This window comes from Veillonella rogosae JCM 15642, assembly GCF_002959775.1.
GTDB classification, from domain to species: Bacteria; Bacillota; Negativicutes; order Veillonellales; family Veillonellaceae; genus Veillonella; species Veillonella rogosae.
Map to the genome: position 1 here is coordinate 65,687 of NZ_PPCX01000012.1, position 16,421 is coordinate 82,107.

20 protein-coding genes are annotated in these 16,421 nt (G+C 39.1%); 1 reads left to right on the forward strand and 19 read right to left on the reverse strand.

Annotated features, from left to right (window positions below):
* The 6 genes from mreB to VRHSUH09_RS08875 all read right to left on the reverse strand — a co-directional run bounded on the left by mreB (position 1) and on the right by VRHSUH09_RS08875 (position 5,361).
* Positions 1 to 1,038 (reverse strand): rod shape-determining protein, encoded by a 1,038-nt coding sequence (gene mreB / locus VRHSUH09_RS08845; RefSeq protein WP_009351303.1) that lies wholly within the window; start codon positions 1,036 to 1,038, stop codon positions 1 to 3.
* Positions 1,039 to 1,258: 220 nt separating this feature from the next.
* Entirely contained in the window at positions 1,259 to 1,957 is a 699-nt protein-coding gene (gene radC, locus VRHSUH09_RS08850) for a RadC family protein (RefSeq protein WP_105081958.1), read from the reverse strand.
* Positions 1,958 to 2,143: 186 nt separating this feature from the next.
* Positions 2,144 to 2,710 (reverse strand): Maf family protein, encoded by a 567-nt coding sequence (locus VRHSUH09_RS08860; protein ID WP_105081959.1) that lies wholly within the window; start codon positions 2,708 to 2,710, stop codon positions 2,144 to 2,146.
* 102 nt (positions 2,711 to 2,812) lie between these two features.
* The gene (locus VRHSUH09_RS08865) at positions 2,813 to 3,436 is read right to left on the reverse strand and encodes a hypothetical protein (protein ID WP_054746829.1); all 624 of its coding nucleotides are present in this window, start codon (positions 3,434 to 3,436) and stop codon (positions 2,813 to 2,815) included.
* A gap of 152 nt (positions 3,437 to 3,588) precedes the next feature.
* Positions 3,589 to 4,794 carry an acetate/propionate family kinase gene (locus VRHSUH09_RS08870; protein WP_105081960.1) on the reverse strand — a complete coding sequence of 402 codons (1,206 nt, stop codon included), beginning with the start codon at positions 4,792 to 4,794 and terminating at the stop codon, positions 3,589 to 3,591.
* Positions 4,795 to 4,797: 3 nt separating this feature from the next.
* Positions 4,798 to 5,361 carry a hypothetical protein gene (locus VRHSUH09_RS08875; RefSeq protein ID WP_054746832.1) on the reverse strand — a complete coding sequence of 188 codons (564 nt, stop codon included), beginning with the start codon at positions 5,359 to 5,361 and terminating at the stop codon, positions 4,798 to 4,800.
* A 186-nt stretch (positions 5,362 to 5,547) separates the two neighbouring features.
* Between VRHSUH09_RS08875 and VRHSUH09_RS08880 the strand changes: the two genes are divergently transcribed.
* Positions 5,548 to 6,768, forward strand: a complete 1,221-nt coding sequence (locus VRHSUH09_RS08880; protein WP_105081961.1) for a tRNA(Met) cytidine acetate ligase — start codon at positions 5,548 to 5,550, stop codon at positions 6,766 to 6,768.
* A 91-nt stretch (positions 6,769 to 6,859) separates the two neighbouring features.
* Here VRHSUH09_RS08880 and pyrR read toward each other — a convergent pair whose 3' ends face one another.
* The 13 genes from pyrR to mce form a co-directional block, all read right to left on the reverse strand.
* Positions 6,860 to 7,381 (reverse strand): bifunctional pyr operon transcriptional regulator/uracil phosphoribosyltransferase PyrR, encoded by a 522-nt coding sequence (gene pyrR, locus VRHSUH09_RS08885; RefSeq protein ID WP_105081962.1) that lies wholly within the window; start codon positions 7,379 to 7,381, stop codon positions 6,860 to 6,862.
* A gap of 84 nt (positions 7,382 to 7,465) precedes the next feature.
* On the reverse strand, positions 7,466 to 8,389 hold the full coding sequence (locus VRHSUH09_RS08890; RefSeq protein WP_054746834.1) for an RluA family pseudouridine synthase: 924 nt from the start codon (positions 8,387 to 8,389) through the stop codon (positions 7,466 to 7,468).
* A gap of 74 nt (positions 8,390 to 8,463) precedes the next feature.
* A complete protein-coding gene (lspA, locus tag VRHSUH09_RS08895) occupies positions 8,464 to 8,904 on the reverse strand; it encodes a signal peptidase II (RefSeq protein ID WP_105081963.1) in 441 nt (146 codons plus the stop codon).
* Between the two features lie 108 nt (positions 8,905 to 9,012).
* Positions 9,013 to 9,177 (reverse strand): 4Fe-4S ferredoxin, encoded by a 165-nt coding sequence (locus VRHSUH09_RS08900; protein WP_005386021.1) that lies wholly within the window; start codon positions 9,175 to 9,177, stop codon positions 9,013 to 9,015.
* 514 nt (positions 9,178 to 9,691) lie between these two features.
* A complete protein-coding gene (locus tag VRHSUH09_RS08905) occupies positions 9,692 to 9,955 on the reverse strand; it encodes a SemiSWEET family transporter (RefSeq protein WP_054746836.1) in 264 nt (87 codons plus the stop codon).
* Positions 9,956 to 10,199: 244 nt separating this feature from the next.
* Entirely contained in the window at positions 10,200 to 11,498 is a 1,299-nt protein-coding gene (locus VRHSUH09_RS08910; protein ID WP_009351204.1) for an SLC13 family permease, read from the reverse strand.
* 38 nt (positions 11,499 to 11,536) lie between these two features.
* A complete protein-coding gene (locus tag VRHSUH09_RS08915; RefSeq protein ID WP_105081964.1) occupies positions 11,537 to 11,794 on the reverse strand; it encodes a hypothetical protein in 258 nt (85 codons plus the stop codon).
* 192 nt (positions 11,795 to 11,986) lie between these two features.
* Positions 11,987 to 13,108 (reverse strand): methylmalonyl-CoA decarboxylase subunit beta, encoded by a 1,122-nt coding sequence (mmdB, locus tag VRHSUH09_RS08920; RefSeq protein ID WP_054746838.1) that lies wholly within the window; start codon positions 13,106 to 13,108, stop codon positions 11,987 to 11,989.
* Between the two features lie 70 nt (positions 13,109 to 13,178).
* Positions 13,179 to 13,562, reverse strand: a complete 384-nt coding sequence (mmdC, locus tag VRHSUH09_RS08925) for a methylmalonyl-CoA decarboxylase subunit gamma (RefSeq protein ID WP_009351113.1) — start codon at positions 13,560 to 13,562, stop codon at positions 13,179 to 13,181.
* Between the two features lie 101 nt (positions 13,563 to 13,663).
* On the reverse strand, positions 13,664 to 13,831 hold the full coding sequence (gene mmdE / locus VRHSUH09_RS10430; protein WP_004696483.1) for a methylmalonyl-CoA decarboxylase subunit epsilon: 168 nt from the start codon (positions 13,829 to 13,831) through the stop codon (positions 13,664 to 13,666).
* A 20-nt stretch (positions 13,832 to 13,851) separates the two neighbouring features.
* Positions 13,852 to 14,196: a methylmalonyl-CoA decarboxylase subunit delta gene (mmdD, locus tag VRHSUH09_RS08930; RefSeq protein WP_054746839.1), complete on the reverse strand. Its 345-nt coding sequence runs from the start codon at positions 14,194 to 14,196 to the stop codon at positions 13,852 to 13,854.
* A 73-nt stretch (positions 14,197 to 14,269) separates the two neighbouring features.
* Positions 14,270 to 15,799 (reverse strand): methylmalonyl-CoA decarboxylase subunit alpha, encoded by a 1,530-nt coding sequence (gene mmdA / locus VRHSUH09_RS08935; protein ID WP_009351134.1) that lies wholly within the window; start codon positions 15,797 to 15,799, stop codon positions 14,270 to 14,272.
* A gap of 150 nt (positions 15,800 to 15,949) precedes the next feature.
* The gene (mce, locus tag VRHSUH09_RS08940) at positions 15,950 to 16,372 is read right to left on the reverse strand and encodes a methylmalonyl-CoA epimerase (protein WP_009351265.1); all 423 of its coding nucleotides are present in this window, start codon (positions 16,370 to 16,372) and stop codon (positions 15,950 to 15,952) included.
* Positions 16,373 to 16,421 lie beyond the last annotated feature (49 nt).

The following is a 16,421-nucleotide window of genomic DNA, read 5'->3' on the forward strand; positions in this document are numbered from 1 at the left end:
CTAGTCTCGGCCCTTTCTATTCTTAGAATTTACAATAAAACGCGATAAGCTCACTAAATCAGAAGATGCACCGTTAAGGCCCACAACGACCTTTGTTTCAGGCGCTTCTGGAACGTGAACAGGCACACCTAACTCAGTGCCGATACGATCGGCTAAACCAGCTAGTCTTGCAGTACCACCGGTTAACCAAATGCCATGTTGCATAATGTCCGCTACAATCTCAGGAGCTGCAGAACGAATCATTTGCTTAACTTCATCAAGTAAGCCCGCAATACAATCGTTGATTACTTGATATACCTCTGATTGGTGTATTACACATCGTCTACCTAAGCCATTCATCATATCACGACCTTGGAAGGCATACTCAGCATCCTCTAATGGAGCAATGGCAGTACCTACGGTATGTTTAATATCTAAGATAGTTTCATCTGATACGATAACACCAAAGCACTCTCGAACGTAACGCAAAAGCGCATTATTAATATCAGAACCACCAAAGCGTATGGTTTTACTATCTACAATGCCACCTAAGGAAACAATGCCCATATCAACGGTACCGCCGCCGATATCAATAATCATAGATCCGCGGGCTTCAAAGATAGGTACCCCACAACCAATGCCTGCTGCTACAGGTCTTTCAATGAGGAATACCTCTCGAGCACCAGCTTGAATAACAGCATCCATCATAGCTCTTTGTTCAACATCGGTCATGCCACAAGGAACACCTACGAGAACTCGAGCACGACGCAATGCATTAGAAACCTTATTTAAAAAATAGTTAAGCATGGTATGCATAACGCGATAGTCGACGATAAAGCCGTCTTTTAAAGGCGTCAAAGGACGCCACATATCTGGCATGCGCAACACAAGGCGCGCTGCTTCATCCCCAACGGCAACTACCTTTTCTTGTTTTGTATCTGTTGCTATAATCGATGGTTCGCTTATAACGGTTCCTCGCGTCCCACCCATGAGGCGCGTTTGTATGGAACCAATATCTATACTTACATCTCTTCCTAGAGTAGGTAAAATGGAACTCATAGTAATTTCTCCTTCATTACATCATCATTCCATTTTACCATAGATAGAAAGACTTTTTCCATTGATATAGAGGGTTTTCCCCTATGGTAAAAGCACTGATAACGCATACGTCATGTACTCATAAGTCATACATAAAAATAGTAAAAAGCACTCATCAAAATGAGTGCTTTTTGTTAATATATGAGCCTAAAAATTTATGGTTTTATAATATTTTATTCTCCTAGCTAAGTTTACCTATCTCACTGAGGCTAGTAAATTCATTGTCCCCTATGACAATATGATCAAGCACGGGAATCCCCATAAATTGACCAGCACTGACAAATAACTTGGTAAGGCGTATATCTTCATCACTAGGCCGACTATCTCCTGACGGATGGTTATGAATCAAGATGATAGCCGCAGCATTACAAGCTATGGCCTTTTTAAAGACCGCCCGTTGCTCTACAAGGCTCGATACTAGACCACCATTAGAAATATGCTCTAACTGAATAAGCTTATTGCGCGATGTGAGCATCGCAGCCCACACATGCTCTACATCTTCATGGCGAAGTCGTTCCATTACGTATTGGGCTATAACAAAAGGCTGCGAAAAATCTTCGTATGTTTCCTTAATTTTAAGTTCCCCTAATCTTCTTCCCATTTCAAGAGCTGCACATAAGGTCACTGCTTTATCGGTGCCAATACCTTTAATTTTCACGAGATTTTCAACGGTCATTCGATTGAGACCATATACACCATCGTCAAAGGATTGCACAATATCACTGGCCAGTGATATGGCGGACTGCCCCTTTACGCCTGTTCGCAATAAAATAGCAAGTAACTCCTCCATTGCCAGGTGAGATGGTCCGAGAGTAAGAAACTTCTCTCGGGGACGTTGAAATGGCAACATGTCTTTTACACTTACTGTTGGTACTTCCATAGAATCTCTCCATTCAAAAAGATTATCCCATCTATCTATCAATCAAGTAACCAACACATCTACTCTCTCTATATATTTCTTGCACAGCACAGCACAGCACAGCACAGCACAGCACAGCACAGCACAGCACAGCACAGCACAGCACAGCACAGCCAATTATAACTTTATAGCTATAAAATGATAGAGTTATTTAGCCCCTAATGCTTTACATAGTTCGTCGTATACATGCTCAACTGGCAATCCTACTACATTGGTATAAGAGCCTTCTATTTTCTCTACCCAAAGTGCTCCTTTACCTTGAATTCCATAGGCACCCGCCTTATCCATAGGCTCGCCACTAGCAATATAAGATTCAATTTCAAAAGGTGCTAATTCTTTGAAATACACCTTTGTTTCATTGTGAAATACTACTTCGTCCCCTTTGATAAGCAGTGCTACGCCAGTTACTACAGAATGAGATCGACCCGACAAACGTTCTAGCATTCGCCGTGCATCAGCTTCATCTTGAGGTTTACCTAATACTTCGTTATCTAGGACCACAATAGTATCTGCACCTAGTACGATGCCACCTTCAGGAATGCCTACAGCACAACGAGCTTTACCTAGAGCTTGAGCTTTTACCATCTCAATAGGGCTATCGTAACCTTCATTAGGCTCTTCATAACTACTCGATACTACAGTATGGTCAATACCAACTTGTGTTAATAATTCAGTTCTGCGTGGTGATTGGCTCGCCAAATACAATCCCGCCATATGCACTCCTTTATCGTATACAAATTTTAGTTAATTTTACCGTTTTATAAATAAAACTATTCCAACTAATTTAGATAAAATAAATTAGAAAATATCTGTAAATTAAACAAGAATATCAGGGCCATCCTTTTCAGGTGTTGTTAACTTTTTGTAATATTCTTGTACATCTTCACCATGTTTTACCGCATCAGCACGAACTGATGCATAAAAGACGATATCTGCTTGTGGCACACGAATACGGCCTGGAACTTTTTCTTCTAATATTTCAAAGAATCTATCTTCTGCTTTCAACAACAATCGACCATTCTTAACCTTATTGTCCTCTACAATAGCATATACCAAAGACCAGATTGGACGTGGATCAGAGGTGGAACATTTTCTATATTTGTAGCGATATTTAATATTCGACAATAGCTCGCGCTCAAACTTAAATACCCCATCGATCATGTCATAATCTACTTCAAAATGACGTTTTCTAAAGAAAGAAGATTCTTCAATGATGAGTTTTGTATCTGTCAAAATATATGTATATCGACTAACCGCTTGTTTAACAATAACAATGATAGCCATAATTTCAATGAAATACTCAGCTAATAATACCGTATGTAATTGAATGCTTCGATATGTTGTATATGCTACTGCACACAGCAACAAGAATACAAAACACATTACTAATAACTCTGCACTTTTAGCGCGCTGAGACTTCTCTTCATATAATACCGTCATACTTTACCCCTTTAAAAGAAATCACTACTTTATAACTATACATCCTATTATAAGGTATTCTATGCATAAAAACTACAAAAACCCCGTCCATATCTTAGATATAGACGGGGTTTAATGACTCTATTAGTCACCTAGTTCAGATACGAACTATATTATTTTTTCAAAGCTGATGTAATACGTTGAGTATCGCGAGCAATCATGATTTCTTCATTTGTAGGGATTACGAAGATTTTAACTTTGGAGCCTTCAGCACTGATTTCTTGTTCTTTACCACGAACATTATTGCGTTCGGAGTCAATACGAGTACCTAAGTATTCTAAACCATTGCAGATTGCATCACGGTTACCAATACCGTTTTCACCGATACCAGCTGTGAATACGATAGCATCAACACCACCCATAACTGCTGCGAACGCACCAATTACACGGCGAACTTTGTAGTGGAACATATTCAATGCTAATTGAGCACGTTTGTTACCATTAGCCGCTGCTTCTTCGATTACACGGAAGTCGTTAGACACGCCGGAAATACCAAGTACACCGGATTTTTTATTCATAACAGTGTCTACTTCATCGTAGTTCATACCAGTTTTATTCATCAAGAATGGAACGATAGCTGGGTCAATATCACCAGTACGAGTACCCATAATCAAGCCAGACAATGGAGTAAAGCCCATTGTAGTATCGATAGAACGACCACCTTTGATCGCTGCCACGGAGGAACCGTTGCCCAAGTGACATGTGATAATGCGAAGATCGGACATGTGTTTCCCCATCAATTCAGCGCAGCGTTGTGCAACATATTTATGGGATGTACCATGGAAACCGTAACGACGGATACCATAATCTTCATAGTATTCATAAGGAAGCGCATACATGTAAGCTTCTTTAGGCATTGTTTGGTGGAATGCAGTATCAAATACCCCAACTTGTGGTACGTTTGGCATAATAGCTTGGCAAGCTTCGATACCTTGAATGTTTGGAGGATTGTGCAATGGTGCCAAGGAGCTACATTCTTCTAATGCATCCATAACAGCTGGAGTGATCAATACGGAGTCAGCAAACTTTTCACCGCCATGTACTACACGATGACCAACAGCGTCGATTTCGTCCATAGACTTAATTACACCATATTCAGCATCAACTAAAATATCAAGCAAAATACGAAGTGCTTCTTTATGGTTCAAGATTGGTTCAACGCGTTCTAATTTGTCTGCGTTTGGACGTTTGTGAGTGAACATAGCGTCTTGATCACCAATCTTTTCAAAAAGACCTTTTGCCAATTCTGTTTCAGTTGTCATATCAAGTAATTGATATTTCAAGGAAGAACTACCGCAGTTAACTACTAATACGTTCATCGATTAACCCTCTTTCTGTTGTGTAACTTGAATCTTGTTTTGAATTTCTTTGCTGATATCAGCACCTACCTGATCCTTCTCAGGATATTGGTAGATTATATTCCACAATACGCCTTGATCTAAGAATACGTATTGAGAAAATCTAAATGTTTGCCCTTGCGTTGCATACGTTACATCTAGCTTCTTAGCAGATGTTCCACCCAATGCTACGGACTCTTCCTTGATGGTTGCACCCAGTTTAGTGAATTCAGATTTGCTACGATTTAAGAATTCATCAACTGTAGGTAATGGTTTATTTTCACCAGCACGCAATGCTTCAACTTCAATTACCATATGTTCTGTAACAGACCCATAAATATCGATAGGATATCCATCATCAGTCATATTTTTTGTACTTTTACCCATTTCATAAGGCAAAGCGATGGTAATCTCAGATTGACCAGCACGGATAACTTGATGGCCAAAACTATATGTATCCATTACATTATTTGACCCACATCCCGCCATTGCTAGTAGCGCAGCACCGAGCAGAGCCCCTTGTAATGTACGTTTCCAATTTTGTTTCATCATATACCTCACATCAATTCAGCATTTACAGTTAATTATAGCTTATAGAGCCAAGAAAATCTACAAAAAACTTTATATTAACACACAATTTTATGCGTATAATGGCTCTTTTTATCTACATATCCTTAAAATTTATTTACAGTATCTATAGGCTTTGTTACACTATCACTAATGAAAGGAGTCTCTATGAAAACAATCGGTATTATCTGCGAATACAATCCATTTCACAATGGTCACGCTCATCAACTGCATACCTTAGCACAGCTACATCCAGATGCTCTACGAATTTGTATCATGAGTGGCTCCTTTGTACAACGGGGGGAACCGGCGATTTTTTCCAAATTTGATCGCGCTCGCTGGGCCATTCTCGGTGGTGCAGATATCGTCATTGAACTACCTACCCTCTACTCCACGGGTAGCGCACAATTATTTGGGACTGGTGCCATTCGTATGGTGAAAGCACTCGATATTGATGCACTCTCCTTTGGTTCTGAAACTGCTGATTTAGATGCTCTCGTAGACATAGCCAAACGTATGGATTGTGAAAGTACGCAAGAACAGTTGCGAACCTATATTAAGGAAGGCCTGTCCTATGGTGCGGCTTTCCGCAAAGCCTTAGATACGGAAATACTCAATACACCAAATGCATTATTAGGCCTTGAATATATTCGTGCAGGCTTGGCGTATAATGCAAAGCTTGAATACATACCTATTTTACGTACTTCTAATCATCACGAAGAAACGCTTACTGATGAATTGCCATCCGGCACAGCATTGCGTCAACTTATCACTAGCACTGGTAATCTATCCTCTCAATGTATCACTAGCACTGGTAATCTATCCTCTCAACTGCAAGCTACTATTCCTCTATCAATTGCATCTGATATGACTCAAGTAACAGAAAACGGTAATTATGTGAATTATAACCGTTACTATGATATGGTACACAGTTTAAGTCGGCGTACAACGCCAAAAGAGCTAGAAAAATTGGGTGATTTCAGTGAAGGAATTGAGCATTTATGGTCAAAAGCAGCTCAACAGACTTCTTGGACTACAGCCACAGAAGAAATTAAATCTAAGCGCTATACCTATGCCCGCTTACAACGAATGGGCGCTTATCTCACACTAGGTATAAAAAAAGATGTATTACAAAACGCCATAGAAGAAGGCCCACAATATGCTCGACTATTAGCCTTTAACAATCGAGGTCGTCAATGGCTCCGTAACGAATACGAAATACCACTTATTCAAAAATGGGCTAAAGCAGCTAATGAACTAAGCGCACTAGGCCAAACAATGCATCATATCGACACGTTAGCTACCGATATACAAGCCTTATGCTTCCATAATGAAAGTAATCGTATAGGTCATAGGGACTATACCTATACACCGCAATATATTAAGTAACTGTTTTATAAGTACTTAAGTACTCTATAATAAATCTATACAACTAGACTGGTGTACATCATCTGAACTCAAAAAGGGGTTACAATACAGGTTATTCCTGTATTGTAACCCCTTCTTCACCATCTAGTTCAGCGACAGCAACGCGTACACTTTCAAGATGAGACGTAGGAATATTTTTACCTACATAATCTGCTCGAATAGGTAGTTCACGATGACCACGATCGACGAGCACCGCTAATTGAATAGATTTAGGTCTACCTGCCGACATCAATGCATTTAAGGCAGCACGAATGGTCCGACCTGTATATAGCACATCATCCACAAGAATAATCGTCTTTTCCGTCGTATCAATCGTACAAGGCTCCCCTTCTTTAGGACGGGCATCACGATCATCACGATAAATAGCAACATTTAAAGACTCACAGTCAATATGGATGCCTTCAATGCGCTCGATTTCGGCTTGTAAACGTTTTGCCAAGATAACACCACGCCGTTCAATGCCGACAATAAGTGCATCAGATAAACCTTTATTGCGTTCTAAAATTTCATGACTTATACGACGAACAGCACGCATAATAGCGTCTTGGTCCATCAGTAAGCGTTTCTTTTCCATATATACGCCCTTACAGCATAGATATCTCTATGCCCCTATATACAAATAAGTAGTAAACTAAGTACAAAAATGTATTCTATCAGATTATTTTCGTTTATCTTCGCGATACGTCTTAGCGAATTCCAAACACGCCTCAAAATCAGCTGGTACTGGTGCCTCAAAATGCATATCTTCGCCTGTAATCGGATGTTTTACATCTAAAGAGCGAGAATGTAACGCTTGCCCTTCAATAGGGAAGTCCATACGGCGATAGCCGTAGAATGGATCATTAACAACAGGATGCCCAATATGAGCAAAGTGAACGCGAATTTGATGTGTTCTACCTGTTTCTAAATTACACTCTACCAAGGTTTGATGACCATAACGCTCTAATACTCTAAAATGAGTAACTGCATCTTTACTATTTTCAAAGACTACAGCCATTTTCATACGATCCTTAGGATGTCGACCAATAGGAGCCTTAATGGTCCCCTTCTCTTCTACGATATTACCTTGTACAAGAGCCCAATATGTACGTTTTGCAGAATGCTCTTTTACTTGTTCCGCCAATCCAATATGAGCAGCATCATTTTTGGCAGCCATCATAACACCAGATGTATCTTTATCTAAACGATGAACGATGCCAGGTCTAATTTCACCGTTGATACCAGATAAATCTTTACAATGGAATAACAAGGCATTTACAAGTGTACCAGAATAGTTACCTACCGCTGGGTGCACCACCATACCACGTGCTTTATTTACGATGATAATATCATGATCTTCGTACAATACATCTAATGGAATATCTTCAGGCTTTACCTCTGCGGATTCAGGTTCGGGAATCTCTACCTGAACGACCATGTTAGGAGTGAGACGAAGATTGGCCTTACCTACTTTACCACCAACGATAACGTGACCGCCTTTAATTAAGCTTTGAATATAGCTGCGAGAACCTTCCATCTGTTCCGTTAAAAACACGTCTAGTCTCGTACCTTCCTGTTCAGCACTAACAATATATTCGTTCATCCTTTACCTCTCTATAGCTACGTATTATATATGTCCACAGTTTCAAAAATCTTTCATCACCTTGAAAGTATCGATTATTCATGGTCTTCTTTCACAGTGAATAAATGATACACCACAAAAGCTACACCTACACAAATACCGATATCTGCAATATTAAAAATAGGCCATACACGGAAATCAAAAAAATCCACAACGCCGTGAATCATATAACGGTCTATACCATTACCAATGGCGCCAGAAACTAATAAAGCAGATCCGATTTGCAATGTCCAAGGCCCTTTAGACAAGTGCTTCCAATAATAAGCACATACACCAAGTAAAATGAACGCTACGAGCAAAAAGAACCAACGTTGATTTGCTAACATTCCAAAAGCAGCGCCGCGATTAATAATATATGTTAAATGGAATACATTAGGAATAACCGGTAACGATTCACCTAACAAAAAATGGTTCATTACATAATATTTAGATAATTGGTCTAATAAAAGCCAAATAATTAGTACAGTATAAAACAAGATTAACTCCCTTACTATAATATATATCTTAATAGTCCTATTATACTAAGTTACACAATTTTAGGCAAAATAAAAAGCCCCTCAATGAGGGGCGTGTTTTATTTGTGATTACTCAGCGGAAATTACAGATACTGGGCAAACGGATTCGCAAGAACCGCAATCGATGCAAGTATCGTTGATTTCGTATTTAGTTTCGCCTTCAGAAATAGCAGAAACTGGGCAAACAGATGCGCAAGAACCACATTTAATGCAACCATCAGCAATAACTCTCATAATTAGGACCTCCGTCAAAAATATAGATCAGAACTTTTGTTATCATTTAGAAAGGCACTTGCCTCAACTTATGTTCTCATTATCACACAGTTCTAATTGAAAGTCAAATGAAAATGATAAAAAAATGTATATTTTTTTGCATAATAATTGTTCCTTTTTATCATAAAAAGCCTATATTTATCTATATTTTGATATTATTTTTCATTTAATTTATTGAGTATTATACTCAATAAATGAGAATGCACCAATTATCATTTTAATTAAAATACTTAGTACTATACTAGGAATTTAATTATCAATATTCATTATCATAAAAATTATTTTTTATTATAGTAAATTTATCGCTAATCAATATTTTAATTTAACAGATAAGTTTTACTCTTCTAAAAAAGGCCGAATCATACGATTCGACCTAATTTATATTTATATAGCAACTTAATAGCTTCACTATTATTAAATATAGACCTATTATTCACCATAGAAATTAATACTATTTATTTTCTACATATAACACTTAGAAAGATGTTAAGAATGTTAGCGTACCTAAAACTACACCTGCTAGGTTAGGTACAATTAAGATAAAATCACGTTTAGGTGATTTTGTCCAACCATATAATACCCAGATCAAACAAGATACTGCTGCAAATAATGGCTGCCATGGTTGACTAGGATTACCTTGAAGATTAGCAATAATTTGTGGGATATAAGCTAAAAATACAAATACACCAATAAATGCACCAATAGAACCAACTAACATATTAAATCTTTCTTTTGTCATATATGACCTCCTTATTCAATAGTATATAATTACATATTATACAATATACTATATCATATCTTTTTAATGCAGTCAACCGCATAAAATTAATTGTATAAATAAGTTTAATTCATATTACTTTTGATGTCCCTAATATGTAATCTATATTTAAATCATACAAGCTAAAAGCACACAGCAAAAAACGAGGCCGAATCTTACGATTCGACCTCGTGTGTGCTCTTATAGTAGAGTAACCTATCCCCTATTATTTACCAGGGAAGAATGGCCATACCATTGGGATAATAATTAAGCTTACTACGAAGCAAACTAAGATCAATGGAACGCCGGCTTTTACATAGTCTGTAAATTTGTATTGGCCAGGACCAAGTACTAATGTATTTGGAGGTGTACCTACAGGTGTACCGAATGCACAAGATGCAGCAACGCCGATAGCCATCAATACAGCATGAGGGTCAGCGCCCATACCTTGGGCAATGGAGATACCGATAGGAGCCAATAATGCACAAGATGCAGTGTTAGACATGAATTGAGTCATAACACAAGACAATGCAAATAATACAGCTGTTGCAAAGTAAGGGCTAGGGTCAGAACCCATAACGCCAATAACTGCATTTGCAATCATTTTACCTGCACCAGATTGGTCAAGTGCAGTTGCCACTGGCATCATACCAGCAAACAAGAAGATTGTTACCCAGTCAATGGAAGTGTACGCTTGTTTTTCGTTCAAGCAACCAGTTAATACGCAAAGCATTGCGCCAATAACTGCAACCATGCTCAATGGTAAGTTAATACCATAGCCTTTTAGGAAGTCGCCTAAAATCATAGCGATGATTACGCCTAAAAGAATAAGACCGGAGAATAATTGTTTCTTAGGATCGTTAGAAATATCTTCAGCAGCTACTTCTTGTTCTACTTCGCCAGCATCTTGAATTTCATGTTTAGGTAACAAGTGTTTACCGATAAGCATCATGAAAATGATAGTAGCAACAGTCAAAGGAATACCAATCCAAGCGAATTCGAAGAAACCAAATGGTTGTTCACCAAATTTAGTTAATGTACCACTTACGATAATGTTTGGAGGTGTACCAACCATTGTAATGATACCACCGATACCAGCAGCAAATGCTAAAGGCATCAATTGGCGAGACGCAGGAATCTTAGCAACAGCACAGATACCAACAACTACTGGAAGTAAAGCAGCTGTTGTACCAGTGTTGGACAAGAATGCGGACATAGTTGCTGTAACAACCATGATTGCAAGCATTAAGCCATTTTCACTAGTACCTGCATGAGATACAACTGTTTCCCCAATTTTTTGAGCTAAACCAGTGTAGAACAATGCAGCACCAACAACGAACATGCCAGCGAACAACACAACTGTACTATCAGATAAACCAGAGAATACAACCTTAGGAGTAATAATCCCCATAAGGCCAAGAGCAATAGCACCGCCTAGAGAAGTAATAGCTAAAGGAATAATTTCCGTAACGAATAAAACAGCCATGACTGCAAGGACGATTAAGGTTTGTTCTGCAGTACCCATACATCATCATCTCCCTTCAGAGAAATGCACTGATTGTATTAGATGAGATATAAAATATAGCCTACAATACTGATAGCAGAAGCCATCAAGAAAGTTATACCATAACCCTCTTTAGTTTTAGGATAGCCAAAAAATAACGCTTCTCCTAAAAAACCTCGGCGATTAAACCAGGAATATTTAGTTCTACGTTGGAACCATTTGGCCTTTCCTTCATTACCGATAATCAGTGCAGTAATAAAAAAAACAATAAATGCCCAAATAAAACAAATCAGTATTTTTAATTCTATTGATAACAAGTGACCACCTCTACTATATTCAAAGCACTAGAAGGTTATTCTGTGAATTCTTGTATCACCTAATGACCGATCTGAAAAGCATTTATTGCAAATATACCCTATTTATGCATGAATACATAGAATTGAAGGGTTTTTATATTCACCAATAGGTGTACCTAATTAGGCACACCTTGGTGAATAATTATTAAATTACTAGTGGCTAGACAACATAGCAAGCATTGTACCTGCTGCTACTGCTGTACCAATAACGCCAGCTACGTTTGGACCCATAGCATGCATGAGCAAGAAGTTAGCTGGGTTAGCTTTCGCACCTACTACTTGAGATACGCGAGCTGCCATTGGAACTGCGGATACACCAGCAGAACCAATAAGTGGATTTGTTTTACCACCATCAACAAAGCTCATCAATTTACCGAACAATACGCCACCAGCAGTACCACCGATAAATGCAACTAAACCTAAGCAAATGATTAGGATAGTTTGATAGCTTAAGAAATGTTCCGCATCCATTGTTAAACCAGTACCAGTTGCCAAGAAGATTGTAACAGTATTGATCAACGCATTTTGAGATGTATCAGACAAACGTTCAGTTACGCCAGATTCACGGAACAAGTTACCTAACATCAACATACCTAAAAGGGATGTAATGGAAGGAAGCAATAAAGAAATGAAGATTGTAGCAACGATTGGGAATACAACTTTTTCAAAACGTGTTACTTCACGCAATTGTTCCATAACAATTTCACGTTCTTTTTGTGTAGTAAATAATTTCATAACAGGTGGTTGAATCAACGGTACCAAAGACATATAAGAATATGCAGCAACCGCGATAGCACCTAATAAATGAGGAGCTAGCTTAGTAGCTAAATAGATAGATGTAGGACCATCTGCACCACCGATGATACCGATAGCAGCCGCTTCTTGAGCAGTAAAGCCAAGCATCATTGCACCACCTAATGCAACGAAAACGCCAATCTGTGCAGCAGCACCTAAAAGTAATGTTTTAGGGTTAGCAATAAGCGGACCAAAGTCAGTCATTGCACCTACACCAAGGAAAATTAGAGGTGGAAAGATTTCTTGAGAGATACCTGCGCTAATAAGTGCCATAACGCCTTCTTCGAAGCCGTTACGAGGGATATTAGCAAGTACACAACCAAAGGCAATCGGTCCCAACAATAATGGTTCAAACTCTCTAGCAAATGCTAAATACAATAGGATCAAACCTACAAGAATCATGATAGCATTGCCTGCGGAAAAAGCGAGGAAACCGCTATCATTTATAACGGATTGTATCGCAACAGCAAAAGCCTCCATATGAGTTCCCCTTTCACAAATATAAAATTGTTATATGACGCGGCACGGCCGCGCCATACAAAACTTGGTATTAGCCAAGTACAACCATGTCGTCGCCAGTGGATACAGTTTGGTTAGCAGAAACGCGTACTTCGGAAACTACAGCATCATGTGGAGCTGCGATTTCGTTTTGCATTTTCATAGCTTCAAGGATCAACAAAGTTTCGCCTTTTTTAACTGCTTGGCCAGCGGATACTGCTACAGATAAGATTTTACCAGGCATTGGAGCTTTTACAGTTTCAGCACCTGCTGGAACTGGAGCTGCTGCTGCAGCTGGAGCTGGTGCTGGTGCAGGAGCTGCTTTAGGAGCTGGAGCTGCTGCTGGAGCTGGAGCTGCTGCAGGAGCTGCGCCTTTTACTTCATTAACTTCTACATCATATGCTGTACCATTTACTGTAACGTTGAATTTTTTCATCTTAAATTCCTCCAAAATGTGTATGTCTACACCAAACTTATAAATATTTTTTACACATATAAATCGGATAATCTTAGTGATTATCTAATTAGGCAATAATCTTATCGATTACCGCGCAAGCGACCTTCCATTTTCCAATTGTAGCTTACGATTGGGCGGATGTGCGCGATTTGATCAGCGGAATAACCCATTGCCGCTAATGCACCAACGATTACTGCTACTACATCTTGAGATGGAGCTTTACCGTTAGTTGTTGTAGCATTGCTCATTAAAATGCCTCCTAAATTTTTTAACCTCTACCGCTTAAGCGACCTTCCAAGCGCCATTTAGCACTGGTTGCTGTAGGTCGGATAGATGCAATTTGTTCAGATGAGTACCCCATCGCCACAATGGCACCTACGATAGCTGCTACTACTTCATCCTCATTTTGAGCGGATGCACTTGCTGCAGCAGGAGCTGCTGCTGGAGCTGCAACAGTTGTTTCAGTTTTATGTACTTCTTTTTTTTTCTTAGTTGGATCGACTAAATGTACGATTTCCATAAGAACGCCAAGAAGAATCAACACAACAAACACAACTGTCATATTAATCGCCATAATTAGCCAAGGATTGGTAGTAACTGCTTGTCCTTCCATAATCATTCCCCTTTCTAAAAAAGTAGTAAAGAAAGGTATCTCCCAAATTCGATGATATGTTTACCGAATCGAATTATAATGGAATATTACCATGTTTCTTTGGAGCACGGTTTTCACGTTTGCTTGCAAGCATTGCCAAAGCGTTAATAACTGCTGGACGAGTTTGTTTTGGTTCGATAACTACGTCTACGAAGCCACGTTCAGCAGCTTTGTATGGAGTTGCGAACTCTTCCACGTATTTAGCTGTTTTAGCGTCTTTGTCTTCATCTTTCTTGAAGATAATATTAGCTGCGCCAGCAGGACCCATTACAGCGATTTCGGATGTAGGCCAAGCGTATACTTGGTCAGCGCCCAAATCCTGGGAACACATAGCGAGGTAAGAACCGCCGTATGCTTTACGAGTGATAACAGTAATTTTTGGTACTGTTGCTTCAGAGTAAGCATACAACATTTTAGCACCATGACGAATGATACCGCCCCATTCTTGATTTGTGCCAGGCAAGAAACCAGGAACGTCAACGAAGTTAACGATTGGAATATTGAAAGCATCACAGAAACGGATGAAACGGGAAGATTTGTCAGATGCATTGATGTCCAAGCAACCAGCCATTACTTTTGGTTGGTTAGCAATGATACCAACGGATTGACCATCAAAACGAGCGAAGCAAGTGATAATATTTGTAGCATAGAATGGTTGTACTTCATAATATTCGCCATTATCTACAGTAGCTGCGATAACATCTTTCATGTCGTAAGGCATGTTACTGTTATCAGGCAACAAGCTGTTCAAGCCTTCGTCTTCACGAGTTGGATCATCACCAGTGTCTACTAATGGAGCATCTTCCATGTTATTGGATGGCAAGAAGCCCAATAAGTAGCGAATTTGAGCGATACAATCATCTTCGTTTTCAGCAGCAAAATGAGCTACACCGGAAACGGAGTTGTGAGCCATTGCACCACCAAGATCTTCAGCTGTTACTTCTTCACCAGTTACAGATTTGATAACTGCAGGACCAGTGATGAACATTTGAGATGTGTGTTTAACCATGTAGATGAAGTCAGTCAATGCTGGAGAATATACAGCACCGCCTGCGCATGGACCCATGATTACGGAAATTTGTGGAATAACGCCAGATGCATTTGTATTTTCGAAGAAAATCTTACCGTAACCTGCAAGGGCATCTACTGCTTCTTGAATACGAGCACCGCCGGAGTCGTTGATACCAACGATTGGCGCACCCATTTTCATTGCTAAACGTTGTACTTTAACGATTTTAGCCGCATGCATTTCACCAAGAGAACCACCTTCTACAGTGAAGTCTTGTGCGAATGCGTACACTAAACGACCGTCGATAGTACCATAACCAGTTACTACACCTTCGCCTGGTAATTCTTTCTTTTCTTGACCGAAGTTAACACAACGATGTTTAACAAATTGATCAAGTTCAACGAAAGAATTATCATCGAACAATTTAGCCAAACGTTCGCGAGCAGTCATTTTGCCTTGAGCATGTTGTTTCTCAACGCGTTTTTCACCACCACCGGCTTTAACTTTAGCTAGTTTCTCGTGCAATAACTCGATTTTTTCCTGCACTGTTGCCATTATAGCACCTCCAAATAAAAATTGTTACAGTATCATTTTATTTCATTAATAATTAAAGTTCAAGCATAATACATATTTAACATATAACTTGAAATTATATGTATATGTATCTCTATAACTCATACATAATGATGTGAATTGGACACTGTATTATTTCATACGTTGACATAATTCAAGCAATACGCCGCCAGTTGCTTTTGGATGTAAGAAAGCAATTGCGGAGCCGCCTGCACCATAACGAGGTTTTTCGTCAATCATACGAACGCCTTTAGCCATCAAATCAGCAATAGCATTTTCAATATTATCAACGCGCAATGCTACGTGTTGGATACCATCACGACCGCCATTTTTCTCGATGAATTTACCGATAGGGCCATCTGGAGTTGTAGTTTCTAAGAATTCAAGTTCAGCATCGCCACATGGGAAGAAGGATACTTTTACTTTTTGTTCTTCTACGATTTCATCTTCAGGAAGATGTTCTATACCCAATGCATTTTTGTAGAATTCTTTAGTTGCTGCTAAATCATTAACACCAATACCGATGTGATCCACTTGTAATACTTTAAAAGCCATTTCGATTATCTCCTTTTCAAGGCTAAATCTCTAGTGCTATGTAGTCGCC

Coding starts and splice junctions, on each gene's coding strand:
- mmdD (WP_054746839.1), bottom strand. CDS start 14,196: ATGGAAGGACAAGCAGTTACTACCAATCCTTGGCTAATTATGGCGATT.
- VRHSUH09_RS08905 (WP_054746836.1), bottom strand. CDS start 9,955: ATGACAAAAGAAAGATTTAATATGTTAGTTGGTTCTATTGGTGCATTT.
- mmdB (WP_054746838.1), bottom strand. CDS start 13,108: ATGGAGGCTTTTGCTGTTGCGATACAATCCGTTATAAATGATAGCGGT.
- VRHSUH09_RS08860 (WP_105081959.1), bottom strand. CDS start 2,710: ATGGCGGGATTGTATTTGGCGAGCCAATCACCACGCAGAACTGAATTA.
- mce (WP_009351265.1), bottom strand. CDS start 16,372: ATGGCTTTTAAAGTATTACAAGTGGATCACATCGGTATTGGTGTTAAT.
- mmdE (WP_004696483.1), bottom strand. CDS start 13,831: ATGAGCAATGCTACAACAACTAACGGTAAAGCTCCATCTCAAGATGTA.
- VRHSUH09_RS08870 (WP_105081960.1), bottom strand. CDS start 4,794: ATGAACGTATTAGTAGTTAACTGCGGTAGTTCTTCCTTGAAATATCAA.
- VRHSUH09_RS08865 (WP_054746829.1), bottom strand. CDS start 3,436: ATGACGGTATTATATGAAGAGAAGTCTCAGCGCGCTAAAAGTGCAGAG.
- VRHSUH09_RS08890 (WP_054746834.1), bottom strand. CDS start 8,389: ATGAACGAATATATTGTTAGTGCTGAACAGGAAGGTACGAGACTAGAC.
- radC (WP_105081958.1), bottom strand. CDS start 1,957: ATGGAAGTACCAACAGTAAGTGTAAAAGACATGTTGCCATTTCAACGT.
- VRHSUH09_RS08880 (WP_105081961.1), top strand. CDS start 5,548: ATGAAAACAATCGGTATTATCTGCGAATACAATCCATTTCACAATGGT.
- mreB (WP_009351303.1), bottom strand. CDS start 1,038: ATGAGTTCCATTTTACCTACTCTAGGAAGAGATGTAAGTATAGATATT.
- pyrR (WP_105081962.1), bottom strand. CDS start 7,381: ATGGAAAAGAAACGCTTACTGATGGACCAAGACGCTATTATGCGTGCT.
- VRHSUH09_RS08900 (WP_005386021.1), bottom strand. CDS start 9,177: ATGAGAGTTATTGCTGATGGTTGCATTAAATGTGGTTCTTGCGCATCT.
- VRHSUH09_RS08875 (WP_054746832.1), bottom strand. CDS start 5,361: ATGAAACAAAATTGGAAACGTACATTACAAGGGGCTCTGCTCGGTGCT.
- VRHSUH09_RS08910 (WP_009351204.1), bottom strand. CDS start 11,498: ATGGGTACTGCAGAACAAACCTTAATCGTCCTTGCAGTCATGGCTGTT.
- mmdA (WP_009351134.1), bottom strand. CDS start 15,799: ATGGCAACAGTGCAGGAAAAAATCGAGTTATTGCACGAGAAACTAGCT.
- mmdC (WP_009351113.1), bottom strand. CDS start 13,562: ATGAAAAAATTCAACGTTACAGTAAATGGTACAGCATATGATGTAGAA.